The organism is Pseudomonas sp. CAU 1711, assembly GCF_039888625.1.
Classification (GTDB): domain Bacteria; phylum Pseudomonadota; class Gammaproteobacteria; order Pseudomonadales; family Pseudomonadaceae; genus Aquipseudomonas.
This window is the reverse complement of record NZ_JBDQQT010000001.1, coordinates 121,376-146,246: the sequence shown is the minus strand read 5'-3', so window position 1 is coordinate 146,246 and position 24,871 is coordinate 121,376. Positions and strand designations below refer to the sequence as shown.

The window sequence follows — 24,871 nt, the reverse complement described above, 5'->3', positions numbered from 1 at the left end:
CTTAACTTTTAACCTTCACCGTTCGCGGGGCCTGCACCGTCATTGCCGGCGCGGCGACCGCGAAAATCCATCAGACTGTCGATGGTGGCGAGAACCACCAGCAACGGATAAACCAGCTGCGTAAACAGCAGCATCGACACATACAGCCCCACCAGCCAGAACCTGGCCAGGCGCCCACCGGCCGCGAGGCCGTGCAACAGGGCGACGCCTGCCAGCGCCAGTGGCACGCTGCACAACGGCGTCAGCAGCGCCAGTTCCAGGCCCAGATTGGGCGCCAGGAACATCACCGCCACCAGCCCGAGGGCCAGCGGTGCGGGGAGGCGCAGGGCACGAAACTCGCGCCCGAAACCGCCGGGGTTGTACAGCGCCGCTTGCCAGTACCGCCCCAGAATCAGGCAGAGCAGGCTGGCGAGCTGCAGCAGAGCAGCCATCAGTCCGGTGAGTACCGGGGCGATCAGCGCCTCCAGGCGGGTCCGCTCTTCTACCGACATCTGCTGGTAGACCCCATCGAGCATCTGCGGCATGAGCTTGTGCAGCTCGCCCGCCAGAGCGGCGATGGGTTCACGGAGCACCGTACCCAGGACCACGCCATACACCAGGCCGACGGGAATGCTCAGCAGCACCACCCGACTCCAGGCGTGGCCGGCGCGCAACAACAGCGCCAGCCCCAGCGCACCGAGCAGCACCAACAGGGTGCGCGGCTCACCGAAATGCCACCAGCCCAGGGCCGGCAGCATCGCCCAGGCGAGAATGCCCATGGCATCTCTCGGCCCCCGCCGCAGCAGCACCAGGCAGCTGGCGGCGGCACTCAACCAGAACAACAGCGGCACCGCCGCCGAACCGACCACCACCAGGGTGGCCTGCATACGGCCGCGCATGATGAAATCAGCCAAGGCGCGCATGCGGTTTATCCCTTACTACGAAATCGACTGTCTGCTGCTATCAACGGCCGTGGCTGTCGGTGTAGGGCAGCAGGGCCAGGTAGCGGGCGCGCTTGATAGCGACGGCCAGCTGACGCTGGTACTTGGCCTTGGTACCGGTGATGCGGCTAGGAACGATCTTGCCGGTTTCGGAGATGTAGGCCTTCAGGGTGTTGAGATCCTTGAAGTCGATCTCTTTCACGCCTTCGGCGGTGAAACGGCAGAATTTACGACGACGGAAGAAACGTGCCATGAAATTGGCTCCTCAATAGATCCGTGGATTACTCGTCAGCGTTGTCGCTGTTGTCACCGTCATCGCCTTCGGCGGTTTCGGTTTCAACGCGCTCACGGCGCTCGCGGCGCTCGCTGCGGTTTTCTTCGGCCTTGAGCATCTCGGACTGGCCGGTAACGGCTTCGTCGCGACGGATGATCAGGTTGCGGATCACGGCGTCGTTGTAGCGGAAGTTGTCTTCCAGCTCGGCCAGGGCCTTGCCGCTGCACTCGACGTTCAGCATCACGTAGTGAGCCTTGTGAACGTTGTTGATGGCGTAGGCCAGCTGGCGACGACCCCAGTCTTCCAGACGATGGATTTTGCCGCCGTCTTCTTCGATCAGCTTGGTGTAACGCTCGACCATGCCGCCGACTTGCTCACTCTGGTCCGGGTGGACCAGGAAGATGATTTCGTAATGACGCATGAATGCTCCTTACGGGTTGTAGCCTGCCAACAAAATGTGGTCAGGCAAGGAGTGAATGACTCGTTTGAACTTGCCGAAGCGAAGGCGCGGGCGCGCCTGCCGTCACGGCAAGGGGCGACATTCTAGAGAAGCCCCCCGCCCCACGCAAGGCGAATTGGCGATTATTTGAGCAGTAGCTGCAAGCTGCAAGCTGCAAACTGCAAACTGCAAACTGCAAACTGCAAACTGCAAACTGCAAACTGCAAGCGAATCAGGGTAAGAGCGCACTTCGGACGATCAAGCACGGCGCTCTGGCTGTTACTTGTGGCTTGCAGCTTGGGGCTTGCAGCTGCTCTACCGAGGCTTGCCGCTGCGCCTCTGGCGCACCGCCTCGAACAGGCAGACGCCGGTGGCGACCGAGACATTGAGGCTGCTGACGCTGCCGCCCATGGGCAGCTTCACCAGGTAGTCGCAGTGCTCGCGGGTCAGGCGGCGCATGCCCTTGCCCTCGGCGCCCATCACCAGCACCGTGGGGCCGGTCATGTCGAGCTGGTACAGCTCCTGGTCGGCCTCGCCGGCGGTGCCGACCACCCACAGGCCCTTCTTCTGCAGCTTTTCCAGGGTACGGGCCAGATTGGTCACCGCCACCAGCGGGATCACCTCGGCGGCGCCGCAGGCCACCTTGCGCACGGTGGCGTTGAGGGTGGCCGACTTGTCCTTGGGCACTATCACCGCCTGGGCGCCGGCGGCGTCGGCGGTGCGCAGGCAGGCGCCAAGGTTGTGCGGGTCGGTCACGCCGTCCAGCACCAGCAGCAACGCCGGCCCCTCGGTGCGCTCGAGCAGCTCGTCGAGCATGTTCTCGCCCCACACCTGGCTGGGGCTGACCTCGGCGACCACGCCCTGGTGCACGCCCTCGGCCCACTCGTCCAGCTCCTGGCGATCCTTGTGGCCGACCGCCACGCGATTCTGCGCGGCCAGTTCGAGCAGGGCCTGCACCCGCGGGTCATGCCGGCTCTCGGCCAGCCACAACTGCTTGACCCGCTTGGGGTGGTGGCGCAGCAGCGCCTCGACGGCGTGCACGCCGTAGACCTTCTCCAGCTGACTCATCGCTTGGCCTTACGCTTGCTCGGCTTGCCGGCCGCGGGGGCGGCACCACCCGACTTGGGCGCGCCCTTGCGATGGCTGGAGGATTTGCCGGAGCCAGACTTGGCCGGCGCCTTGCCGCCGCCCTTCCTGGCGCCGTCGAGCAGCGCCTTCTTCACGTCGCGGCTCTTCTGCACGTCGGTATTGCCAGGGCCGGCAGACTTGGCCGCCGGCTTCTTGCGGCTGTCGCCGCCGCGCCCACGGCCACCCGGCGCCGCCGCTGCCTTGCTCTCGCTCAGTTCGAACTCGATCTTGCGCTCGTCCAGATCGACGCGCATGACCTTCACCGCCACGCTGTCGCCGAGGCGGAAGCTGCGCCCGCTGCGCTCGCCGGACAGGCGATGGTGCACCGGGTCGAAGTGGTAATAGTCGCCCGGCAGCGCGGTGACGTGGACCAGGCCCTCGACATAGATGTCCTTCAGCTCGACGAAGATGCCGAAGCCGGTCGCCGCGGTGATCACGCCCTCGAAGGTCTCGCCGACGCGATCCTGCATGAACTCGCATTTGAGCCAGTTGACCACGTCGCGGGTCGCCTCGTCGGCGCGCCGCTCGGTCATCGAGCACTGCTCGCCGAGTTTCTCCAGCGCCGCCTCGTCGTAGGGGTAGATGCGCGCCTTGGGCATGCTCGCCGCGCCGGCGCGCTGCACGTGCTTGGTCTCGCGCTTGGAACGGATCACGCTGCGGATGGCGCGATGCACCAGCAGATCCGGGTAGCGGCGGATCGGCGAGGTGAAGTGGGTGTAGGCCTCGTAGTTGAGGCCGAAGTGGCCGTTGTTATCGGCGCTGTACACCGCCTGGCTCAGCGAGCGCAGCATCACGGTTTGGATCAGCTGGAAGTCCGGGCGCCCCTGGATGCTGGCCAGCAGCTTCTGATAGTCCTTCGGCGCCGGCCCCTGCTTGCCCTTGTGCAGGGCCAGGCCCAGCTCGCCGAGGAAGGCCTTGAGCTTCTCCACCCGCTCGGCCGGCGGGCCGTCGTGCACCCGGTATAGCGAGGGCATGGCGTGGTCGAGCATGAAGCGTGCGGTGGCCACGTTGGCCGCCAGCATGCACTCCTCGATCAGCTTGTGCGCGTCGTTGCGCTGGGTCGGCCGGATCTCGGCGATCTTGCGCCCCTCGCCGAAGACGATGCGCGTCTCTTGGGTCTCGAAGTCGATGGCGCCGCGTTCGTGGCGGGCGGCCAGCAGCACCTGGTACAGGGCATAGAGCTGCTTGAGGTGCGGCAGGACTTCCCGGTACTCCTCGCGCAGGGCCTTGCCCTCGCTGCTCTTGGGCTGCTCCAGCATGTAGCTGACCTTGTTGTAGGTCAGCCGCGCATGGGAGTGGATCACCGCCTCGTAGAACTGGTAGTCGACCAGTTCGCCGGACTTGGACATGCTCATCTCGCAGACCATGGCCAGGCGGTCGACATGCGGGTTCAGCGAGCACAGGCCGTTGGACAGCTCCTCCGGCAGCATCGGCACCACACGCTCGGGGAAGTACACCGAGTTGCCGCGCCGCGCGGCTTCCTCGTCCAGCGCCGAGCCGACCTTGACGTAGTGCGACACGTCGGCGATGGCCACGTAGAGCTTCCAACCGCCGGAGAACAGCTTCCAGCGGCCGCTGTTCTTCTCGCAGTAGACGGCATCGTCGAAGTCGCGGGCGTCCTCGCCGTCGATGGTGACGAACGGCAGGTGACGCAGGTCGACCCGGTGTTCCTTGTCCTTCTCCTCCACCTCGGGCTTGAGCTTGCGCGCCTCCTTGATGACGGCCTCGGGCCAGACGTGCGGGATGTCATAGCTGCGCAGGGCGACGTCGATCTCCATGCCCGGCGCCATGTAGTTGCCGATCACCTCGACTATGTCGCCCTGCGGCTGGTAGCGCGCGGTCGGCCAGTGGGTGATCTTGATCTCGACGAACTGGCCGATCTTGGCCCCCGCGGTGCGCCCGGGAGTGACCAACACCTCCTGCTGGATCTTCGGGTTGTCGGCCTCGACGAAGCCGATGCCGGCCTCCTCGAAGTAGCGGCCGACTATGGTCTCGTGGGCGCGCTCGATCACCTCGACTATGGCGCCTTCGCGGCGGCCACGGCGGTCGAAGCCGGCGACGCGGGCGAGCACGCGGTCGCCGTCGAACACCAGGCGCATCTGCGCCGGACTGAGGAACAGGTCGTCGCTGCCGTCGTCCGGCACCATGAAGCCGAAGCCGTCGCGATGGCCGCTGATGCGACCACGGATCAGGTCGAGCTTGTCCACCGGCGCGTAGGTGCCGCGGCGGGTATAGATAAGCTGGCCGTCGCGCTCCATGGCGCGCAGGCGACGACGCAGCGCTTCCAGCTGCTCGTCGGTGGTCAGACCGAACTCTTCCACCAGCTCCTCACGGGCGGCGGGCGAACCGCGCTCGGACAGGTGCTGCAGAATCAGCTCGCGACTGGGGATGGGGTTCTCGTATTTTTCCGCCTCGCGGGCGGCCTCGGGGTCGAGGGATTGCCAATCGGCCATTAAGTGAAATCACCTTTACGCATATATAGATGGCTTGCCATGTGTGTATTGAAGCGCGAAACGGCATCGGGGGTCAGCAGAATAATTTTTCTGCCATCAGGGGTTTACAAGCAAAAACCGCCTCCGTATAGTTCGCGCCCACAACGTTGCTGAGACGTTGTAACACGGAAGCGATTGAGCAATCATAGCTTTCAGTGCCCAGGTGGCGGAATTGGTAGACGCACTAGGTTCAGGTCCTAGCGGTGGCAACACCGTGGAAGTTCGAGTCTTCTCCTGGGCACCACTCTTCAGAAACCGAGCCGAAGGCTCGGTTTCGACTTTAACGGAGCAGCTTCCGTACCGCCGCAAGCGGTGAATGCTGCAAAAAGCCGGCGAGCGATCGTCGCAATGTGCCCAGGTGGCGGAATTGGTAGACGCACTAGGTTCAGGTCCTAGCGGTGGCAACACCGTGGAAGTTCGAGTCTTCTCCTGGGCACCACTCTTCAAGAAAAAACCGAGCTCAGGCTCGGTTTTTTCGTTTCTGGCCCGCATTAATCATGACCGGCCTCGCCAGGTGGGTTACGCCGCAAAGCGGCTAACCCACCCTACCCGCCTCACACCTTGAACTGGGCGAAGCTGGCGCGCAGCTGGGCCACCAGCCCATCCACCACCCGGCCGCTGGCCGCCGTTTCGCTGACCGCCTGCGCCGCACGCTGGGCCTCGCTGTGGATTACCTCGACCCGCCCACGCACCGCCGAGGCACCCTCGGCCTGGTGGGCGGCGGAACGGGTGGCGCTGTCGATGGCGCCGTGCACTTCGTCCACCGAGGCCTGCACCGACTGCTGCAGACGCGCGCTGTCGCGCAGGGCCTGCAGCCCTTCTGCGGCCTGGCCGCCGGCCTGACCGATGACCTCGACCGCCTCGCGCGCACCCTGCTGCAGCGCGGTGATATGCGCCTGGATATCGCCGGTGGACTGCTGGGTCTTGCTGGCCAGGGCGCGCACCTCGTCGGCCACCACGGCGAAACCGCGCCCGCTCTCGCCGGCCCGCGCCGCCTCGATGGCGGCGTTCAGGGCGAGCAGGTTGGTCTGCTCGGCGATGGACTGGATCACCGTCAGCACCACCTCGATCTGCTGGCTCTGCTGGGCCAGCTTCTCGATCACCGCCGAACCGCTGTCGACCCTCGCCACCAGCGCCTCGATCAGGCCGCCGACCTTGGCGGCGATGGCCGCGTTCTCGTGGGCCGCCTGGCGAATGGCCGCGACCCGCTGCTGGGCCTCGCGCATGGCCTGGCTCTCGGCCTGGGCAGCGGCGGCCATGTCCTCCAGGGCCTGCAGGCTGCCGGCCACCTCGTCGCGCTGGCGACTGGCCGCCGCCTCGGCCGCCGCGCTGCGCTGGGCCAGGCTGCGAATCTCCTCGCCGGTGCGCCGCGCCACCTCGCCGGCCTCGCGCACTATGGGCTGCAGCTTGGCGATGAACTGGTTGACCGCGGCGGCCATCTCGCCGACCTCATCCTGGCTGTCGAGCTGCACCCGACGGGTCAGGTCGCCCTCGCCGGCGGCCAGGTCCTTGAGCGCGGCGATCAGCAGCTGCAGGCGGCTGAGCACCCGCCAGCCGAGCACCAGGGCTACCACCGCCAGGGTCAGCAGGCCGACCACCAGCAACCCCGTGGCGATGCGCCAGCGCAGACCTTCGGCGGCCTGCTGCACGGTCTCGCTGCCGTTGCGCGCCATCTCCGCAGTCGCCTGCTCGGCCGCCTGCAGGCGCTGCTGCAGGGCCCGGGTGCTGTCCTGCGCGGCGCCCGACAGGCTCTTGTCGACCAGCTCGCCGGCGCTGCCGACCAGGGTGGCGAAGCGCGCGTCCAGGGCGCTCAGCTCCTGCTCCACGCCATCCAGCGACATGCCCAGCTGGACCTTGCCGATGGAGGCGCCCATCGGATTGATCTCCACCTCGACCATATGCACCTGCGGGTCACGCGAGGCGGCATCGACCAGCTTGGCCAGCGCGGTGTCGCCCTGCCCGGCCGCCACCAGCTCGCGCACCTTCGGGCTGCTGCGGTTGAAGTTGCGGGTCAGGCGCTGGCCCTGGGCGTCGTAGAACACGGCGAAGAGCACCGCCGGGTCGCGCTGGACGATGCGCGTCAGGGCGGTCAGCGCCGGCACGTCGCTGTCCCAGATGGCCTTGGGCGCCACGCCGGCGAGCATCTGCGCGATGGAGCTGCCGGACTGCTTGAGGTTCTCCTCCAGCACCTTGCGCAACTGCGCCTGCTCGCCCTTGAGCTGGGTCGAAAGGCCGCTGGAAAGGCGTTCGCGAGTGTTGCTGGACAACGCGACCAGACCGGCGCTCATCTCCTTCTCCGCGCTGTCGAGCTCATCGGCCAGACGCTGACTCTCGCTACCCAGTCGTCGCGTCAGGTCGCTGACCAGGCCATCGACCGTGGCGCGCGTGAGCCAGACCGCGATGCCGACCTGGGCCAGCATGGCCAGGCCGAGCGCGATGAACACGGGGCGCAACAGGCGGCTGCGCAACAGCGAGAACAGAACGGACACAGCGATACTCCTTCCGACCGGGCGACCTCGATGCCTGTGCATCGGCCGCATTCAGAAAAGCTGTAGATAAGAGCAAGGTATAGGCCAAAAACAAAGCCCCGCACGGGGCGGGGCTGGTCGACTGCCTGGCTCAGTAGGCCGGGTTGCCCTGGAGCTGGGCTTCCGCGGCCTTGGCCAGATCCGGCGGCAGGAAGTCCTTGTCCGGATCGTAGTCCGGCTTGAGGAAGGCGGTCAGCGCCTCCAGGTCCGACGGCGCCAGGGTGCCGGCGGCCTGCTTCAGGCGCAGGTTGTTGAGGATGTAGTCGTAACGTGCATCGTTGTAGTTGCGCACCGAGCCGTACAGCTGACGCTGGGCATCGAGCACGTCGACGATGTTGCGGGTACCGACCTGGTAGCCGATCTCGGTGGCCTCCAGGGCGCTCTGGTTGGAGATGATCGACTGCTTGCGCGCCTGCACGGTCTCCACGTCGGTGTTCACCGCGCGGTGCAGGTTGCGGGTGCTCTCCACCACCTTGCGGCGCAGGCTCTCACGCTGCTGCTCGGTCTGGTTCAGCTGCTGGTAGGCCTCGCGCACCTGCGAACTGGTCAGGCCGCCGCTGTAGATCGGAATGTTCAGCTGCAGGCCGATGGTGGTCTGCTCGGCATCGCCATCGTAGGGCGAGCCCAGGTCGCTGTTGGTGAAGCCCAGCGAGTCGTTGTCGCCCTTCTGGTACTGGGCCACGGCATCCAGGGTCGGCGCATGGCCGGCCTTGCGCTGGCGCAGGGTCTCCTCGGCGGCGTCGACGGCATAGGCGGCGGCCTGCAGATTGAGGTTCTGCTGGGCGGCGGTGTCGACCCAGGCCTTGGCATCGTTCGGCACCGGCGCCAGCACCGGCAGGGTGTGCTGGATGCCCTCGATGGCGCCGTACTCGCGATTGGTCAGGGTCACCAGGGCCTGGAAGGCGTCTTCCACGGCGCGCTGGGCGAGGATGCGGTTGGCCCGCGCGGTGTCGTAACCGGCCTGGGCCTCGAGCACGTCGGTCTTGTCCGACAGGCCCACGTCGAAGCGCTCGTTGGCCTGGTCCAGCTGGCGCTTGAACGCCGCCTCCTCGGCCTTGGTCGAGGCCAGGGTGTCCTGGGCGCGCAGCACGGCGAAGTAGGTCTCGGCGCTCTGCAGGATCAGGTTCTGCTCGGTGGCCGACAGCTGCAGGGCGGCCTGCTGGTCGACGGCCTTGGCGGCGCGGTACTGGTACCAGCGGTCGGCACGGAACAGCGGCTGGCTCAGGCTGGCGCGATAGGACAGGCCACTGCGCGAGGCGTCCAGATCGCCGACGCTGCGGCGATCGACATTGGTGTCGGTGTTCTGGCTGTCGGCCCCGGCGGAGATATTCGGCAGCAGGCCGGCGCGGGCCTGCGGCACCACTTCGCGGGCGGCCTCGTAACCGGCGCGGGCGGCGGCCAGGTCGGCATTATTCTTCACCGCCTCGTTATAAACGGTGACCAGATCGGTCTTGCTTGCCAGCGGGGCGTCTTCGGCCCAAGCCATTCCGGTGGTGGCAGCAGCTACCGCGAGCGCCAGAGAGAGTCTGCGTAGCATGATCAGTCCTAGATTCGGGGTGGAATCGGGCAAGGCTAAGGGGGTGGCCGACAGCGGTCAAGGCGCCGCAGGCAGATACGACAGGCAGTTTGCGACAAGCTTTGTTGCCGCATTGCAACAATCCGAGCTTTCCGACCGGCGTATTGGTGTTCCTCGCCCGCTTTGCATTAGACTGCCATCCGTTCTTGTCGGGGTGCCCAGATTCGTGGGCTGAGATCGGACAGTTCCGGATCCCGTTGAACCTGATCAGGTTAAGGCCTGCGTAGGGAACAAGATGTGCTCGCCAGACCGGCGATCCCTCTCGCACCGCCCCCGGTGCGCCTTGCGCCCCCAGGTTCGCTCCGACATCCCACCAGGAGCCGAGCCGATGAGCGTCAAACAACAACAGAAAAACCTCAGCGAGAGCGCCCAGGTCGACCAGCAGTCGATCCAGCCCTTTCCCCGTTCGCAGAAAGTCTATGTGCAGGGCTCGCGCCCGGACATCCGCGTGCCGATGCGCGAGATCAGCCTGGACGTGACGCCCACCGCCTTCGGCGGCGAGATCAACGCGCCGGTCACCGTCTACGACACCTCCGGCCCCTACACCGATCCGAACGTACAGATCGACGTGCGCAAGGGCCTGGCCGACGTGCGCAGCGCCTGGATCGAGGACCGCGGCGACACCGAGAGGCTGTCGGGCCTGAGCTCCGAGTTCGGCCAGCGCCGCCTGAACGACGCCGAGCTGGCGGCCATGCGCTTCGCCCATGTGCGCAACCCGCGCCGGGCCAAGGCCGGCAAGAACGTCAGCCAGATGCACTACGCCAAGCAGGGCATCATCACCCCCGAGATGGAATACGTCGCCATCCGCGAGAACATGAAGCTTACGGAAGCGCGTGAAGCGGGACTGCTGAAAGAGCAGCACGCCGGCCACAGCTTCGGCGCCAATATTCCCAAGGAAATCACCCCCGAGTTCGTGCGCAGCGAGATCGCCCGCGGCAGAGCGATCATTCCGGCCAATATCAACCACGTGGAGCTGGAGCCGATGATCATCGGCCGCAACTTCCTGGTGAAGATCAACGGCAATATCGGCAACTCGGCCCTCGGCTCCTCGATCGAAGAAGAAGTGGCCAAGCTGACCTGGGGTATCCGCTGGGGTTCGGACACGGTGATGGACCTGTCCACCGGCAAGCACATCCACGAGACCCGCGAGTGGATCATCCGCAACTCGCCGGTGCCGATCGGCACGGTGCCGGTCTACCAGGCCCTGGAGAAGGTCGGCGGCATCGCCGAGGACCTGACCTGGGAGCTGTTCCGCGACACCCTGATCGAGCAGGCCGAACAGGGCGTGGACTACTTCACCATCCACGCCGGCGTGTTGCTGCGCTATGTGCCGCTCACGGCGAAACGAGTGACCGGCATTGTCTCGCGCGGCGGCTCGATCATGGCCAAGTGGTGCCTGGCGCATCACCAGGAGAATTTCCTCTACACCCACTTCGAGGAAATCTGCGAAATCATGAAGGCCTACGACGTCAGCTTCTCGCTGGGCGACGGCCTGCGCCCCGGCTCCATCGCCGACGCCAACGACGCCGCACAGTTCGGCGAGCTGGAGACCCTCGGCGAGCTGACCAAGATTGCCTGGAAGCACGATGTGCAGACCATGATCGAGGGCCCCGGCCACGTGCCGATGCAGCTGATCAAGGAGAACATGGACAAGCAGTTGGAATGCTGCGACGAGGCGCCGTTCTACACCCTCGGCCCGCTGACCACCGACATCGCCCCCGGCTACGACCACATCACCAGCGGCATCGGCGCCGCCATGATCGGCTGGTTCGGCTGTGCCATGCTCTGCTACGTCACGCCCAAGGAGCACCTGGGCCTGCCGAACAAGGATGACGTGAAGACCGGCATCATCACCTACAAGATCGCCGCGCACGCCGCCGACCTGGCCAAGGGTCATCCGGGCGCGCAGATCCGCGACAACGCCCTGAGCAAGGCGCGTTTCGAGTTCCGCTGGGAAGACCAGTTCAACCTGGGCCTGGACCCGGACACCGCGCGCGCCTTCCACGACGAGACCCTGCCCAAGGAGTCGGCCAAGGTGGCGCACTTCTGCTCCATGTGCGGGCCGAAGTTCTGCTCCATGAAGATCACCCAGGAAGTGCGCGACTACGCCAAGGAGAACGGCCTGTCCGACGAAAGCCTGGCGGTCGAGGCCGGCTTCAAGGAGCAGGCCGAACGCTTCAAGGACGAAGGCTCGGTGATCTACAAGCAGGTCTGATCGCAGAGCGGCAACGCAGAAGCCGGGGCATGCCCCGGCTTTTTCATGGGCGCTCAGCCGCGTCCGGGGAAGTACAGGGGCTTGATAATGCCGCCCAGCCGCGCGTAGGGAATCCACAGTTCCGGATGGCCGCTGGCGTAGGGCGCGATGCGCGCCACCTCGTACTTGAGCATCACCCCACGGCGCAGCAGGGCCACGTTGGCGGTGCGCACGAAGGGCCAGATGGCGCGGTATTGCTGGTCCTCGCTCAGGCCATTAGCCTCGAGCCAGGCCAGGTGAGCCTGTTCGGCCTGCTGCCAGAAGGCCGCCTGACCGCCCGGCAGCAGCAGCTCGTCCAGGCTCAGCAGGCGGCCCTTCTCGCGGTCGTAGTTGAGGTAGGCGCGCCCGGGGATGCCGTGGGCACCGCCGGTGAAGCGGTAGCTGGACAGCTCGATCACCACCAGGCGGTCGTGCTGCTCCAGCACCTTGGCCTGCAGGTAACTCATCCAGCCCGGCCGGGCATTGGCCAGAAACGCCTCCTCGTAGACCTGCAGCGAGGGCGCCGGCGGATCGCCCGGCAGCTCGACGGTCAGCTTGAGCAGCTCCTGCTCGATGCGCGCATTCAGCTCGGGCAGGTCGTCGAAACGCTGCAGGTCGATATTGACCAACGCGCAGTCCTTGCCCTGACAACCCGGCGCGCGCTGTTCCCAGGCCTGGCGACTGGTGGCCAGGCCAGAGTCGGGCCTGGCGGCGAGCAGCAGCGCCTGACAGCCGCCGAGCAACAGCGACAGGGACAGCAGGCCGGCGACGGCGATGGGACGCATGGAGGTTCCTCGGCAGCGATGGGCGGCGGCCATTGTCGCCGCCCTCGCGCGCACATCCAAGGCCCAGGTCAGAGGCTGAAGTCGCGGCGCACCTGCAGGTAGACGCGATCACGATTGTCGAACTGGCCGTACTGGGTGGTCTGGCCGCCGTTGAAGGCGATGTAGCCGGCCTCCAGATACCACTGATTCCAGGGCCGATAGCCGAGGTTGGCCTTGAGCAGATGACTGCTCTGCACATCGCGGTTGTACATCCACAGAATACCCGCGTTGAGACGCTGCTTGGACCAGTCCTTGAGCACCGCCGCCGAGGCCTCCCAGCCGGTCTCGCGGGCCAGGCTGTCCGGCGCGCCGTGGCGGTGGCTGACCGTGGCCTGCAGGTTGACCGTCCATTCGTTGCGGGTCAGGTCGAGGCCGAGCAGCGCCGCCGACTTGGGCACGTTGTCGGCGCCCTCCGGGGTCTGCAGCGGCTCGTTGAACAGGTGCACCAGATCGCCGCGCACCACCCAGTCGCCGGCCGGGCGGGCGAAGGAGGCGCCGACCAGGCTGCGCCGGCGCTGCTGCTCGACCATCCGCCCCTCCTTCAGCACGTAGAGCGGGTCGGGGCTGAGGCCGTCGAACAGGTAGAAGTCCAGGTCGGTGCCGTCGACGAAGGTCTTGCCGCGCCAGCCGATGTCAGGCCGCTCGTGCTCGTCGTCCTCGTCCAGCCCCTCGGGGCGGCCGGCCACGGCGAAGTCGGCGCCGGCCGGGGCGTAGCGCGTGGTCTTGGCCTTGGGCGCGACGACGAACTGCTGCTCCAGACTGTCGCCATAGATCTCCACCACCGCCATCGGCCGGGTCTGCCGGCCGAGGGAGTAGTCGTCGATATAGGGCAGCAGGAACTCGCGCAGGTCCAACGGGTTGAGCACGTCGACCAGGCGGAAGTAGTCGCCGCGCCCCCAGGCGATCTGCTGCTGGCCGATACGCCACTGCCAGTCGTCGCCGGCCCAGGTCAGGTACAGCTCGCGCAGCTCCTGATCGGACTCCATACGATCCTCCAGCTTGCCGCCGGCATCGTCGTACTGGCTGCGGTAACGGCCGAGCAGCACGCTGTCCAGGGTCCAGTTGCCCTGGCCGATGCGGCTCTCCAGCAGCGCCTCGACGCGGTGCCCGGAGCTGCTGGCGCCGCTGGTGTCGTGGTGGTAGCTGTCTTCCAGGTGGCCGCGACTGCTCAGGCTCGCGGCGGCCAGCGGCAGGCTGGCCAGGCACAGCAGACAGGCGAACGGGGCGCGCATCAGCGAATCCCGTTGCGCAGGGCGCGCTCGCTGAAGTTCTGGTCGCCCAGGTCCAGGTTGTAGTCGGCGGCGGTGCGCAGCAGGCGGGTCTGGCCGCCCTCGACCAGGTTGCTCATCAACGACTCCTTGACCGTCCAGAAGCCCTCGACCTCGGCCACCTCCAGCACCTCGAAGGTCTTGATCTGGCGCCCGCCACGGAAGAACTCGTCGCGCAGGATCAGGTTACGCTCGCGGTCGACATAGACCAGGCGCTGGCTGTAGCCGGTGCGCGGGTTCTCCAGGCCATCGGCGGTGCGCGCCTCGATCACGAAAACCGGGCGGCCCTTGTACTCCTCCTCGCGCAGCAGCTGGTACTGGTAGTCGTCGACGCGCATGCGCTCGATGTCGGCGAAGGAGAAGTCGGTGCCGAGGAAGGGGCCCTCCTTGGAATTGGTGGCGATGCGCCGGGTCTTGCGCAGCGCCGGCAGGTACAGCCACTGGTCGTCCTCGCGGGCCTGCTCCTCGGCGTAGCTGTGCATCAGGATGCCGGTGCCGGCGGTGTCGCTGGGCGCGGTGAAGTACAGGGTGGACTTGCGCTCCTCGCCATACTCCTTCTCCAGCATCAGCAACTTGCGCTCGCGGACGAAACCGTCGGCCATGGTCTGCACCAGGGACACCTCGGAGCGGCGGTCCTGGCCTTCGTCGCGGTCGCGCACGGCGCGCATGATGGAAATCGGATCGATGGCCTCGGCGAGGGTCGGCAGGCTCAGCAGCAGGCCGATGGCAAGCAGGGGAATACGCATGATGAAACTCCTCAACGACAGTCGACTGTCAGGTAGCTGTTCGGGGTGGACGACCACTGGGCCTTGGCCTCGAGTTGGTAGCCCGGAAGGGTTGGCGATGCCGCGCGCTCGCGGCCCAGGGCGACCAGCTTGAGGCGCTGGAAATCGGGCCGCGCCAGATCCTGCAGATCGCGACTGCGCAGGCTCTCGGCGACCAGATAGAACTGCGCCACCTCGCCGTCGCTGGCCGGCAGGCCGGATTCGCCATTGAGCACCTGGCGCAGGTAGACCAGGATGTCGGCGGCCGAATAGGCCTGCTGACTGCGCTCGCGCAGACCACCGGTGGCCTGCTGCAGGGCCTGCAGAGTGGCCGTGTGCGGCGGCACCTGGCCGGTGGCCTGCAGCGTCCACTCCTGCAGGTGATAGCCCTGCAGGGCGCCCTTGTCGCCACTGGCCACCCGGCAGCCAGGGCCGTAGTCGGCGGCCAGGCGCTTGGCGTAGTGCAGCAGCAGCTCGGCCTTGTCGGCCTCGGCATAGGGACGCGCCAGGCGCAGCCAGAAATGCGTGCCGTCGCGCTCGCCACTGACCAGGCGCGGGCCGAGCAGCGGATGCCGCTCGACCAGGGCTTCCAGGGTCTGCAGACCCGCGGGCGTCAGCTCGCGGGTCTCGATCAGGCGGCGAAAGCGCACCTCGTCGCCCTGGGCGGCGATGGCGTTGGTGCTGGCCAGGCTGTCCAGCGCCCGGATCGGCGTGTGCCCCTCGGCGTCCTTGACCTGCCACAGGTTCTCGGTGGCGCCGACCAGCCGCTGCAGGTGCTCGGCCTGATACAGCCCGCCACCCGGGTACAGGGTCAGCGCCAGCCAGTCCTGGGCGCTGGCCGGCAGGGCGACGCAGAGCAGCCAGAGCAGTTGTTTACGCATTGGCCGGCTCCAGTTGCGCGGCCGGCGCGACCTGGCGGCTTCTCACGAACACCGGCAGCACCAGCAGGGCGAACAGCGCGGCGAGCAGCATGGTCAGGGAGATGAAGATGCCCAGGTTGACCAGCGACTGGTAGCCCGACAGGCACAGCACCAGGAACCCCAGGCCCAGGGCCAGGGTGTTGATCAGGATCGGCTTGCCGCAGTGCTGCAAGGCATTCATGGTGAGCTGCTCGATGCCGCCATGGCTGCGGCGCATGGCGGCAATCACATGAATCGCGTAGTCGATGCCGATGCCCACGGAGATGGCCGCGATGATCGAAGTGCCGATATCCAGGTCGGTGCCGCTCAGCGCCATCAGCGTGCCGATGCCGATCAGGGTGAACAGCAGCGGCAGCAGGGCGACCAGCCCCAGGCGGATCGAGCGGAACATGACCATGACCATCAGGGCGATCAGCACCAGCGACGACAGAATGCTGCTGACCTGCCCCCAGACCACCGCATCGGTGGTGGCCACCAGCACCTCGCCATAACCGGACACGCGCACACGCATGCCGGCCGGCAGCACCTCGCTGGCGTAGGCCAGGGCATCGCGCATCACCGCGGCGACCTCGGAGGAGCGGTCGCTGTGCAGGGTGGCCAGCACCCGGCCGTTCTGGAAGCGGCGGTCGACCACGTCGAACAGATCGCGACCGTTGGCGTTCTCGTAGAGCAGGTAATACTGCGCCAGCAAGGAGGCACTGATGTCGTCCGGCAGGCGGTACTGCGCCGCCGCGAACTCATCCTGGGTGACCTGGTGCAGACGCTTGATGAAGTCGGCGGCCGAATAGGTGAAGCCGACCAGCTGCTGCTGGCGCAGGTGATCCTGCAGCTTGGCCACCGCCGCGATCACCGCCGGATCCTTGAAGGCGTCGACCCTGTCGCTCTCCAGCGTCAGGCTGATCGGCGTGGTGCCGCCAAATTTGGCGTTGATCGCCGCGTCGTCCTGACGAATGCGGCTGTCCTGCTCGAAGTAGCCGATCACCTGATTGTCCACGCCGAGGTGCTCCAGCACATACCAGCTGCACAGCAGGATGGCCGCCAGCATGCCCAGGGCCAGGCGCTTGCCGTAACGGGCGAAACCGCCGAGGCCGCTTACCAGGCGATCCAGACGCGCGCTGACCAGCAGGCCGCGGCGCGGCGGCTCGGCCTTCCACAGGATGACGATGGTCGGCAGGAAGACGACGCTGATCAGCCAGGCGAAGAAGATGCCGAAGCCGGTGAACACGCCGAACTCGCGAATGAAGGTGACATCGGTCCAGGCCAGGGCAAAGAAGCCGACCAGCGTGGTTATGGAGGTCACGAACATCGGCCAGAACAGCTGCCGCAGCACGGCCAGCGCCGTATCGATGCGCGCCTGACGATCCGGATTGGCCGGCAGGGCGCGATAGTAGTCGGCGAGGAAGTGGATGGCGTCGCACACCGCGATGGAGATGATGAACACCGGCATGATCGAGCTGATGATGTTCTGCTTGACGCCGCAGGCGGCCATCAGACCGAGCGTCCAGAGCAGGCTGAACACCGCGATCAGCAGCGGCGCCAGCACCCCCTGCAGGCGACCGAAGCTGACCAGTAGCACCAGCACTATCACCAGCAGCACGGCCGGCAGCAGCCTCTGGTTGTCCTGTTCCATGTTCGCCGCGGTCTGCGCGGCGATCATCGGCGGGCCACTGAGGTAGATGCGGTCGTCGCTCTGGACCTTGTCGGTGATGGCGACGATGGCCTGGTAGGCCTGCAGCATGGCCGGCGAATCATCCTGGGCGATGTTGAACTCGACCTGGATGGAGGTGGCGCTACCGTCGCGCGCGACCAGGCTGTCGAGGAACAGCGGATTGGCCATGACCTCGGCGCGCAACGCGTCGATCCCGGCCTGATCGGCGGGCGCGCGCGGCATCAGCGGATGCACGTCGAGCGCCTCGTCGACGGTCAGCAGGTTCTCGATGGTCACCAGGCTGCGCACCTTGCGGATCGGAACCAGACGGGTCTGCAGGCTGTCGAGCCAGGTTTCCTGGGTGTGGCTGAGCTCGCCGAGCTCGCCCAGGCGCTGCTTGAGCGTGGCCAGCAGCGGCTGGTCGGCCGGCGTCAGGCCGCCGTCGAGAATGGCCGCCACCTGCTCCTGCAGGCGCGGATCCGCGCCCAGGGCCCGCAGCTTGTCGCTGTCGCCCGGCTGCACCAGCTCGATGGCCTGGAAGGCCCGCGTCAGCTCGGCGACCAGGGCCAGGCTCTGGGGGTTGAAGACATTGCCCTGAGGGCTCTCCAGGGCGACGAAGGCCTGCTCGCCGGTATTGGAGAACAGGCGCTTGGTGTCGGCATCGGCGACCCGGCTGGGGTGGCTCTTGTCGATCATGTAGGGGGTGCTGTTGATCTCCAGGCGGCCCATCGCGACCACCGCCAGGGCGGTGATCAGCAACAGCAGGGCGAGCATCGGCCAGGGCCGATGCAGCATCCAGGAAAGCAGCGCGTCGGCGCGGGTCTTCATGCGGCGGCTCCTTCGCCGGTGTAGGCGTCCAGGCGCAGATCGTCCTTGTCCTTGCTGCGCTGCTGCGCCTCGGCCACCAGGTTGGCCCAGATCACCGTCTTGTGGATCTCGCTGGTGCCGCCGGCGAAGAACAGGCCGATGGAGTCGCGCAGCAGGCGCTCGTAGTGATGGTCGCGGCGGTAGCCGTAGTTGCCGTGGATACGCATGGCATTCAGGCAGGCCTCATGCATCGCCTCGCTGGCCAGCACCTTGATGATCGAGGCCAGGGTCGAGCAGTCGCGTCCGCTTTCCAGCTCGGTCAGGCCGCGGCTGACCACGCTGCGCAGCAGCTCCAGCTGGGTGTAGGCCTGGACGATGTGGCCCTGGACATACTGGTTGTCGCTGATCGGCCGACCGAAGGCCTCGCGCTTGAGGCTGTACTGCAGGCACTCGTCGATCACCGGCTGCATGCAACCGACGATGGAGACGCCGGTGAAGATGCGCTCGACCAGGAAGCCGAAATACAGCACGCGCAGCCCCTGCCCCTCGCTGCCGACCAGGCTGTCGGCATCCAGCGCCACCTCGTCGAAGCTCAGGCTGCCGATCGGCGTGCCGCGGTTGCCCATCAGCTCGAAGGGCGCGGACTGCACCAGGCCTGGCTTGGCGGTCTCGGTGATGAAGCAGGAGATGGTTTCGCCGTCCTCGAGGCGGGCGAAGGTCATGCAGATGTCCGCCACCGGCGCATTGGTGATGTTCCACTTCATCCCGTTGAGGCGGTAGCCGCTACCGTCGCGACGGGCGGCCAGCTTCAGCGAGCGCACGTCGGAGCCGCAGCCCTGCTCGGTGATGGCGAAGCAGCCGATCTTCTCGCCGCTGATCAGCGGCGGCAGCCAACGCTGCAGCTGCTCAGCGCTGCCGTAGCTGAGCAGCGCCGCCTGCACCAGGGCCACCTGGGCGACGAAGGAGACCAGCACGCCCATGTCCTGGCAGCCCTCGGAGAAACCTTCCAGGGCGGCGGAGAACTCCCACACGCCGAGCCCCTGCCCACCGTACTGCTTGGGCATGTGCACGCCAAACAGACCACTGCTGCCCAGGGCCAGCCACAGCTCGCGATCGAAGCCCAGCTCGCGGTCGCGCAGGGCCGAGGTCGGACGCACCAGCTCGCGGCCGACCCGCAGGTAATGTTCGCGGATGGCCTGCTGCTCTTGGTTCCAGATGCTTTTCATGTTCATGCTCCTATGTGCAGAGTGTTCTGCTGCTTGGCGTCGCGCAGCCGGGAAAGGAATTCGTCGCCCTCGAGTTCGATCAGGGCCTCGATCTGCGCCACCCGGGCATGATCCACGGCGTCCAGGCGCAGCCAGAAGGGGTACACCTCGCGGCCCTGATAGCGGTTGGCATACAGGTGCTGGGGCTCGATACAGGCGCTGCGCGCCGGCATGATCTGCGGGCCGAAACCGAAGAAGCTGAGGTTGCGCAGGGTCACCTGGCGTTCGCCATCACCGACCATGGCGGCCACACCGCTGTCGGCCGCGCACAGCAACTTGCCGTAGGCACTGAGCAGCAGCATGCCGGCCTTGGCCTCCAGCACCGGATCGCCGAGCTGGGCCTTGGTCACCCGACCGATCTCGCGCACCTGCTCCACCGGCAGCGCCTGCAGCTCGGCGATCTCGGCGTACAGCTCGCGGCCGAAAGCGTTCTCGACGCCGAAGGCCGGCCGCGACTGATCATCGAAACGCAGGCCACGGGCGATCGGCGCCTTGAGGGTGGAGTAGGCCAGCAGCTGCTGGTCGCTCTCGCGCACCAGCACTATGTGCACGTCCTCCTGCGCCAGGTTTTCCAGCGGCTCGGCGTGCAGCTGGCGCAGCGCCGCCACCTGCGGGTTGATGAAGCCAACCTTGGCATAGTGGACGAAGGCGAAGCGCAACAGCTGACGGGTCAGGCCGTTGTCCAGCTGGTAGTTGGGGATGGCATAGCTGGCGATGCCGGCGCGCCGGTCGATGCAGAACTGCTCGTAGGCGCTCAGGCCTGGCAGCCGCGGCGCCTGGTAGTGCGCCACCGAGCGCTCGAGAAAGAAGGCATCGGGGCGTCCCGGCGGTTGCTGGCGCCACTGCGCCAGGGCCTCGCGCCCCTGGCGCAGCAGGTTCTGGTGCTCGCGCTCGGCGCTGGCGTCACGCTGACGGATCAACTCCCAGACATCGACATAGATGTTGTCGCGCACCGGCCGACCGTTGACCAGGTCGATCACCAGGGCGGTGGCCAGGGTGCCGAACAGGTGGGCGGCGATGCCCAGCTGCGAGGTGTAGTCCTTGCCGGCCAGGTGGCGATCGAGCTCGCCATACATCTCCAGCGGCACGCACTCCAGCGGTATCAGCAGGGCGCAGGCCTGCATCGGCTCGAGCGTGGCCACCTGCTCGGCACTCAGCTGGCCGCCCAGCACGGCCAGATCCGGATTGCGATAATCGAACACCGGGATGTACTGCGCTGCGGCCATGTCGTAGCCGCACACCACCGGCTTGTACTGACGCTGGCAGACACGATGCAGCAGGTACTTCATCTCCAGCCCGGAGCGGCCGGTGACGTCGATGGCATCCACCACCATATCGGCCTGGGCGACCATGGCCTCGACGTTGTCCGCAGTGACGCCGCGACCGTGCAGCTCCAGCTTGACATAGGGGTTGATGTTGCGCAGCCGCTCGGCGAACACCTCGACCTTGGCGCGACCAACATCGCTGGCCACCATGTTCTGCCGGTTGGCGTTATTCAGTTCATAGCTGCCGTTGTCGGCGAGAATCAGATGCTCGGCGCCGCTGCGCACCAGCAGCTCGATCACGCTGCCGCCGGTGGAGCCGCAGCCGGCAATGAGAATCACCGCCTCGCGCAAAGCACATTGGTCGTCGTCGTCGATGAAGCCGGCATTGCGCAGGGTGAGCTCGCGGTAAAACTGGTCGCGATCGAGGATAGGTTGGGAGAGGGTCATGGTTGCGTCCTGCTGACTAGGGAGGCGGGCATCCTATTCAGCGCTTTAATGGCACAACAAGGACCAATACCCCCTCGCTGTCATTAATCAAACAACCATATAAGCTATTGTTTTATATAGATATTTTATCTGTGATCACAGTTTGTGAGAGACACGAACGACAACCGCCCCGGAATGGGGCGGCATGTCATGGAACTGTCATCGAAAATACACCGCACAACCGCCTAACTCACTAGCTTGTGCAGGTCCTGCGGCACCCTGGCCAACTCCCAGAGAAAGCTGTCGAGCTTGAAGGTGGAAGTGCGAATCTTCTCCTCGATCTCCTGCAGTTCGCGGCAGACTTCTTGGAAGCGCTGCTCGCGGCGCACCGCGGCCAGGGCTTCGCTGACCCGCTCCGGCTGCGCGCCTATGTACTCGCGCACGCGCTTGCCGTCTTTCTGCGGACGCACCAGATAGAGATAGCGCTGCTGATGCCAGTAGGGCGTGGCGGCGATGCGCGGCGAGTCCTGCAGGGCCTCGAACTCGGCCAGCAGGTTGACGCGCAGCGAGCGCAGGTTGTTCAGCTGCTCGGAGATGCGCCAGACCTTGTGTCCCAGGCTCTCCTGATCGGCGAGCTTGTCCGCATGGTGCTCGCGGTGGGAAATGTCGGTGACGGTCAGCAGGCTGCCACGGTCGCTGCCATCGGCGCTGGGGATGGGCGCGGCGCTCATCTGCACCCAACGCACCCGCCCGTCGCTGGCCTGAATGCGCATCGGATAGCGCTCGGCATCCGGGCCCTGGCGGCGCTGCAACAGCACCACCTCGACCAGGTCGGCGGAAATCACCTGGGCCAGCGGCCGGCCCAGCACCTCGGCCGGCGCATAGCCGAGGAATTGCTGCATGAAGGGGTTCATGTAGGTAATGCGACCGGCGGGGTCGAGCACCACCAGACCTTCCTGGGCCTGCTCCACCAGGTTCTGATAGCAGCGGGTGTCGCCCGTGCTATAGCAGCTGGCGACTTGCAACTGGGGCTGCGCACCGAACTCGGCGTCGGTGTAGGCCACCGGAATGTCAGTGTCCGGATCATATTGCCGGAGCAGGTCGATCAGCTCTGCAGCGCGCATTCCTACCTCCCTGTTGGGTCGTGACAGACGTCGCCGAGTATACTCGCGGCGGCCAAAGAAAAAGGCTGTCAATGACGAGAAATGCCAATCTAAATGGCAAAATGCCGCCACGGCGCGGTGAAGCAGCCCCGCCAGCCAGGCTGAGCGACGCTTGCCAAAGCGCGGTCGCGGCGCGCACATTCATCATCACCACCGGAAAACCCGCGGGGTCCGGTTTCACCACAGGGGAATCTCATGCCACATGCCGATGTCGAGGTGCTGCAGCGGGAGACCTGCTTCCAGGGCTTCTATCGCCTGGATCGCCTGCACCTGCGCCACCGCCAGTTCGCCGGCGGCATGGGCCCGCAGCTGCGGCGCGAGCTGTTCGTGCGCCACGACGCGGTCTGCGTGCTGCCCTACGACCCACAGCGCGACGCAGTGGTGCTGATCGAGCAGTTCCGCGTCGGCGCCCTGGACAAGAGTGCCCACCCCTGGCTGCTGGAGCTGGTCGCCGGGCTGATCGACAAGGACGAGCAGCCCGAGGAGGTGGCCCGCCGCGAGGCCGAGGAGGAAGCCGGCCTGCACCTCGGCGCGCTGTGGCCCATCAGCCAGTACTACCCCTCCCCCGGCGGCTCCGACGAGCGCGTGCACCTCTATATAGGCCGCTGCGACAGCAGCGGCGCCGGCGGCGTGCACGGCCTGGCCGAGGAAGGCGAGGACATCCGCGTGCATGTCTGGCCGCTGGAGGATGCGCTGCGGGCGGTGAAGGACGGCCGTATCGACAACGCCGCCGGCATCATCGCCCTGCAATGGCTGGCGCTGAACCGCGACGAAGTACGGGGACTGTGGTCATGAACCTGCTGCGCGAGCGTTACCGGGTCGACCTGGTCGAGCTGCAGGCCGCTTGCGAAGCCAACTACGCGCGCCTGCTGCGCCTGCTGCCGGACATGCGCGCCGCCCAAGGTGAACGCCGCGTGGCACTGAGCCAGGGCGACCTGCTGCTCGGCGTGCTGCTGATCCGCGTGCTGGAGAACTGCCCCTACACCACCACCCTGGAAGTGCGCCAGGAGCACAGCCTGCCCTGGCTGCCGGTGCCGCGCCTGGAGGTACGCGCCTACCACGACGCGCGCATGGCCGAGGTGATAGGCGCGGAGAACGCCCGGCGCCTGCGCGGCATCTACCCCTACCCCAACGCCGCCATGCACCAGCCGGACGAGAAGACCCAGCTCAACCTGTTCCTCGGCGAGTGGCTGAGCCACTGCATCGCCTGCGGTCACGAACTGGTGCCGGTGCTCTAGGACTGTTAGGTTTCGCGGCGCCATAGCGGCGAAACGGCGACATATCCCCGGCACAACCACGCAAATGTGACGGGTTCACGCTTGCCGGGTTTACCGAATCGCGTTTCACCCACCATAATTCTGGGAACCCGTTCAGGAGTTGGCCCTTGTCGCGCCCGTCGTCCCTCGCCACCGATCGCCCGGTGCTGCTGGTGCAGCTGTCGGACAGTCACCTGTTTGCCGAGGAAGACGGCAAGCTGCTCGGCATGAACACCCGCGAAAGCCTGGAAAAGGTGATCGAGCGGGTGCAGGCCGAACAGCAGGACATCGACCTGATCCTGGCCACCGGCGACCTTTCCCAGGACGGCAGCCTGGCCTCCTACCGGCGCTTTCGCGCGCTCAGCGAGCGGCTCGGCGCGCCGGTGCGCTGGTTCCCCGGCAACCACGACGAGCTGCCGGCGATGCGCGAAGTCTGCACCGGCAGCGACCTGCTGCAGCCGGTGGCCGACCTCGGCAACTGGCGCATCACCCTGCTCGACTCCTCGATTCCCGGCGCCGTGCCCGGTTTTCTCGCCGACGACCAGCTGCAGCTGCTGGACCAGGCCCTGAGCGAGGCCCCCGAGCGCCATCATCTGGTGTGCTTCCACCACCATCCGGTGTCCATCGGCTGCCGCTGGATGGAGCCGATCGGCGTGCGCAACCCGGACGCCCTGTTCGCCGTGCTGGAGCGCCACCCCAAGGTCAAGGCGCTGCTCTGGGGCCATATCCATCAGGAATTCGATCAGATGCGCGGCGGCATCCGCCTGCTCGCCTCACCCTCCACCTGCGTGCAGTTCGCCCCCGGCAGCGAGGAATTCCAGGTCGACAGCGAGGCCCCCGGCTATCGCTGGCTGCGTCTGCACGCCGACGGACGGCTGGAGACCGGCGTGTCGCGGGTCACCGGCATCGACTTCGAGGTCGACTACAGCGTCAAGGGCTATTAGGGCAGCGACAAGCTTCAAGCCATAAGCCTCGAGCTCGAGCGATCGACGCGGACTTGGCGCTTGAAGCTTGCAGCTTGCAGCTTGCGGCTAGTAGCCTCCCGCCCCATGACTCCGAGCATCCTCTATATCCACGGCCTCAACAGCTCGCCGGCCTCGCTCAAGGCCAGCCAGCTGCTGAAAGTCGCCGAACACTGCGGCATCTCCGCCCAACTGCGCGTGCCGGCGCTGCACCACCATCCGCGCCAGGCCATGCCTCAGCTCGAGGCGGCCATCGCCGAGCTGGGCCGCCCGCTGCTGGTCGGCAGCTCGCTGGGCGGCTTCTACGCCACCCATCTCGCCGAGCGGCACGGGCTGAGCGCCCTGCTGATCAATCCGGCGGTGCGCCCGCACCTGCTGTTTGGCGGCAAGGAAGAGCTGCAGCGCAACTACTACAGCGGCGAGACCTGGCTGTTGACCCACGACCATGTCGCCGCCCTGGCCGAGCTGGAAGTGACCGAGCCGCGCGACGCCGCGCGCTATCGGGTGTGGCTGCAGACCGCCGACGAGACGCTGGACTACCGCCAGGCCGAGGCCTACTACGCAGGCTGCAGCCTGGACATCCAGCAGGGCGGCGACCACGGCTACCAGGGTTTCGCCCGGCGCATCCCGGAGATCCTCGCGCTGGCCGGCTTCGCCCCGCAGCTGTGGGCCGATTTCGACTTTTCCACTCTTTGAAGAAGACCAGAACCGCT

General features: G+C 66.6%; 20 protein-coding genes, 2 tRNA genes and 1 riboswitch. Of the genes, 7 read left to right on the top strand and 15 right to left on the bottom strand.

Going from position 1 to position 24,871, the window contains the following annotated elements:
* Positions 1-8: 8 nt before the first annotated feature.
* From AAFN46_RS00645 to rnr, 5 genes are all read right to left on the bottom strand, one after another.
* Positions 9-902: a hypothetical protein gene (locus tag AAFN46_RS00645; protein ID WP_347806751.1), complete on the bottom strand. Its 894-nt coding sequence runs from the start codon at positions 900-902 to the stop codon at positions 9-11.
* 40 nt (positions 903-942) lie between these two features.
* The gene (rpsR, locus tag AAFN46_RS00640) at positions 943-1,173 is read right to left on the bottom strand and encodes a 30S ribosomal protein S18 (protein ID WP_021701047.1); all 231 of its coding nucleotides are present in this window, start codon (positions 1,171-1,173) and stop codon (positions 943-945) included.
* Between the two features lie 28 nt (positions 1,174-1,201).
* Entirely contained in the window at positions 1,202-1,615 is a 414-nt protein-coding gene (gene rpsF / locus AAFN46_RS00635) for a 30S ribosomal protein S6 (protein ID WP_347806750.1), read from the bottom strand.
* A gap of 333 nt (positions 1,616-1,948) precedes the next feature.
* Complete coding sequence (gene rlmB / locus AAFN46_RS00630; RefSeq protein ID WP_347806749.1) at positions 1,949-2,701, bottom strand: 23S rRNA (guanosine(2251)-2'-O)-methyltransferase RlmB; 753 nt, start codon at positions 2,699-2,701, stop codon at positions 1,949-1,951.
* Positions 2,698-5,214 (bottom strand): ribonuclease R, encoded by a 2,517-nt coding sequence (rnr, locus tag AAFN46_RS00625; RefSeq protein WP_347806748.1) that lies wholly within the window; start codon positions 5,212-5,214, stop codon positions 2,698-2,700. Before rnr ends, rlmB begins: the two co-directional genes overlap by 4 nt.
* Positions 5,215-5,410: 196 nt before the next feature.
* Between rnr and AAFN46_RS00620 the strand changes: the two genes are divergently transcribed.
* Together AAFN46_RS00620 and AAFN46_RS00615 are read left to right on the top strand one after the other, a co-directional pair.
* Positions 5,411-5,497: transfer RNA gene (locus AAFN46_RS00620), tRNA-Leu, on the top strand.
* A 108-nt stretch (positions 5,498-5,605) separates the two neighbouring features.
* Positions 5,606-5,692, top strand: a tRNA-Leu gene (locus AAFN46_RS00615).
* Between the two features lie 115 nt (positions 5,693-5,807).
* Here AAFN46_RS00615 and AAFN46_RS00610 read toward each other — a convergent pair.
* Both AAFN46_RS00610 and AAFN46_RS00605 read right to left on the bottom strand, forming a co-directional pair.
* Complete coding sequence (locus AAFN46_RS00610; RefSeq protein ID WP_347806747.1) at positions 5,808-7,742, bottom strand: methyl-accepting chemotaxis protein; 1,935 nt, start codon at positions 7,740-7,742, stop codon at positions 5,808-5,810.
* A 130-nt stretch (positions 7,743-7,872) separates the two neighbouring features.
* The gene (locus tag AAFN46_RS00605) at positions 7,873-9,318 is read right to left on the bottom strand and encodes a TolC family outer membrane protein (RefSeq protein WP_347806746.1); all 1,446 of its coding nucleotides are present in this window, start codon (positions 9,316-9,318) and stop codon (positions 7,873-7,875) included.
* Between the two features lie 179 nt (positions 9,319-9,497).
* Positions 9,498-9,604, top strand: a riboswitch (TPP riboswitch).
* Positions 9,605-9,685: 81 nt separating this feature from the next.
* On the opposite strand from AAFN46_RS00605, the gene thiC reads away from it, so the two are divergent.
* Positions 9,686-11,572, top strand: coding sequence for a phosphomethylpyrimidine synthase ThiC (gene thiC, locus AAFN46_RS00600; protein ID WP_347806745.1), 1,887 nt, complete (start codon positions 9,686-9,688; stop codon positions 11,570-11,572).
* Between the two features lie 53 nt (positions 11,573-11,625).
* Here thiC and AAFN46_RS00595 read toward each other — a convergent pair whose 3' ends face one another.
* The 8 genes from AAFN46_RS00595 to AAFN46_RS00560 form a co-directional block, all read right to left on the bottom strand.
* Positions 11,626-12,375: a DUF3298 domain-containing protein gene (locus tag AAFN46_RS00595; protein WP_347806744.1), complete on the bottom strand. Its 750-nt coding sequence runs from the start codon at positions 12,373-12,375 to the stop codon at positions 11,626-11,628.
* A gap of 68 nt (positions 12,376-12,443) precedes the next feature.
* Positions 12,444-13,646, bottom strand: coding sequence for a DUF1302 family protein (locus tag AAFN46_RS00590; protein ID WP_347806743.1), 1,203 nt, complete (start codon positions 13,644-13,646; stop codon positions 12,444-12,446).
* A complete protein-coding gene (locus AAFN46_RS00585) occupies positions 13,646-14,428 on the bottom strand; it encodes an outer membrane lipoprotein-sorting protein (protein ID WP_347806742.1) in 783 nt (260 codons plus the stop codon). Before AAFN46_RS00585 ends, AAFN46_RS00590 begins: the two co-directional genes overlap by 1 nt.
* Before the next feature lie 11 nt (positions 14,429-14,439).
* Entirely contained in the window at positions 14,440-15,327 is an 888-nt protein-coding gene (locus AAFN46_RS00580; protein WP_347806741.1) for a hypothetical protein, read from the bottom strand.
* Positions 15,320-17,842 carry an MMPL family transporter gene (locus AAFN46_RS00575; protein WP_347806740.1) on the bottom strand — a complete coding sequence of 841 codons (2,523 nt, stop codon included), beginning with the start codon at positions 17,840-17,842 and terminating at the stop codon, positions 15,320-15,322. Before AAFN46_RS00575 ends, AAFN46_RS00580 begins: the two co-directional genes overlap by 8 nt.
* A complete protein-coding gene (locus AAFN46_RS00570) occupies positions 17,839-19,047 on the bottom strand; it encodes an acyl-CoA dehydrogenase family protein (RefSeq protein WP_347806739.1) in 1,209 nt (402 codons plus the stop codon). Before AAFN46_RS00570 ends, AAFN46_RS00575 begins: the two co-directional genes overlap by 4 nt.
* 2 nt (positions 19,048-19,049) lie before the next feature.
* A complete protein-coding gene (locus AAFN46_RS00565) occupies positions 19,050-20,798 on the bottom strand; it encodes a ThiF family adenylyltransferase (protein WP_347806738.1) in 1,749 nt (582 codons plus the stop codon).
* A gap of 224 nt (positions 20,799-21,022) precedes the next feature.
* Positions 21,023-21,901, bottom strand: a complete 879-nt coding sequence (locus AAFN46_RS00560; protein WP_347806737.1) for a PAS domain-containing protein — start codon at positions 21,899-21,901, stop codon at positions 21,023-21,025.
* Positions 21,902-22,135: 234 nt separating this feature from the next.
* Here AAFN46_RS00560 and AAFN46_RS00555 point away from each other — a divergent pair, with 234 nt between their 5' ends.
* The 4 genes from AAFN46_RS00555 to AAFN46_RS00540 all read left to right on the top strand — a co-directional run bounded on the left by AAFN46_RS00555 (position 22,136) and on the right by AAFN46_RS00540 (position 24,854).
* A complete protein-coding gene (locus AAFN46_RS00555; protein WP_347806736.1) occupies positions 22,136-22,735 on the top strand; it encodes an NUDIX domain-containing protein in 600 nt (199 codons plus the stop codon).
* On the top strand, positions 22,726-23,178 hold the full coding sequence (locus AAFN46_RS00550) for a DUF1249 domain-containing protein (RefSeq protein WP_347806735.1): 453 nt from the start codon (positions 22,726-22,728) through the stop codon (positions 23,176-23,178). Before AAFN46_RS00555 ends, AAFN46_RS00550 begins: the two co-directional genes overlap by 10 nt.
* Before the next feature lie 146 nt (positions 23,179-23,324).
* Positions 23,325-24,140, top strand: coding sequence for a 3',5'-cyclic-AMP phosphodiesterase (gene cpdA / locus AAFN46_RS00545; RefSeq protein WP_347806734.1), 816 nt, complete (start codon positions 23,325-23,327; stop codon positions 24,138-24,140).
* A gap of 105 nt (positions 24,141-24,245) precedes the next feature.
* Entirely contained in the window at positions 24,246-24,854 is a 609-nt protein-coding gene (locus AAFN46_RS00540; protein ID WP_347806733.1) for a YqiA/YcfP family alpha/beta fold hydrolase, read from the top strand.
* Positions 24,855-24,871: the final 17 nt, after the last annotated feature.

Coding starts and splice junctions, on each gene's coding strand:
- AAFN46_RS00645 (WP_347806751.1), bottom strand. CDS start 902: ATGCGCGCCTTGGCTGATTTCATCATGCGCGGCCGTATGCAGGCCACC.
- rpsR (WP_021701047.1), bottom strand. CDS start 1,173: ATGGCACGTTTCTTCCGTCGTCGTAAATTCTGCCGTTTCACCGCCGAA.
- rpsF (WP_347806750.1), bottom strand. CDS start 1,615: ATGCGTCATTACGAAATCATCTTCCTGGTCCACCCGGACCAGAGTGAG.
- rlmB (WP_347806749.1), bottom strand. CDS start 2,701: ATGAGTCAGCTGGAGAAGGTCTACGGCGTGCACGCCGTCGAGGCGCTG.
- rnr (WP_347806748.1), bottom strand. CDS start 5,214: ATGGCCGATTGGCAATCCCTCGACCCCGAGGCCGCCCGCGAGGCGGAA.
- AAFN46_RS00605 (WP_347806746.1), bottom strand. CDS start 9,318: ATGCTACGCAGACTCTCTCTGGCGCTCGCGGTAGCTGCTGCCACCACC.
- thiC (WP_347806745.1), top strand. CDS start 9,686: ATGAGCGTCAAACAACAACAGAAAAACCTCAGCGAGAGCGCCCAGGTC.
- AAFN46_RS00595 (WP_347806744.1), bottom strand. CDS start 12,375: ATGCGTCCCATCGCCGTCGCCGGCCTGCTGTCCCTGTCGCTGTTGCTC.
- AAFN46_RS00590 (WP_347806743.1), bottom strand. CDS start 13,646: ATGCGCGCCCCGTTCGCCTGTCTGCTGTGCCTGGCCAGCCTGCCGCTG.
- AAFN46_RS00585 (WP_347806742.1), bottom strand. CDS start 14,428: ATGCGTATTCCCCTGCTTGCCATCGGCCTGCTGCTGAGCCTGCCGACC.
- AAFN46_RS00580 (WP_347806741.1), bottom strand. CDS start 15,327: ATGCGTAAACAACTGCTCTGGCTGCTCTGCGTCGCCCTGCCGGCCAGC.
- AAFN46_RS00575 (WP_347806740.1), bottom strand. CDS start 17,842: ATGAAGACCCGCGCCGACGCGCTGCTTTCCTGGATGCTGCATCGGCCC.
- AAFN46_RS00570 (WP_347806739.1), bottom strand. CDS start 19,047: ATGAAAAGCATCTGGAACCAAGAGCAGCAGGCCATCCGCGAACATTAC.
- AAFN46_RS00565 (WP_347806738.1), bottom strand. CDS start 20,798: ATGACCCTCTCCCAACCTATCCTCGATCGCGACCAGTTTTACCGCGAG.
- AAFN46_RS00560 (WP_347806737.1), bottom strand. CDS start 21,901: ATGCGCGCTGCAGAGCTGATCGACCTGCTCCGGCAATATGATCCGGAC.
- AAFN46_RS00555 (WP_347806736.1), top strand. CDS start 22,136: ATGCCACATGCCGATGTCGAGGTGCTGCAGCGGGAGACCTGCTTCCAG.
- AAFN46_RS00540 (WP_347806733.1), top strand. CDS start 24,246: ATGACTCCGAGCATCCTCTATATCCACGGCCTCAACAGCTCGCCGGCC.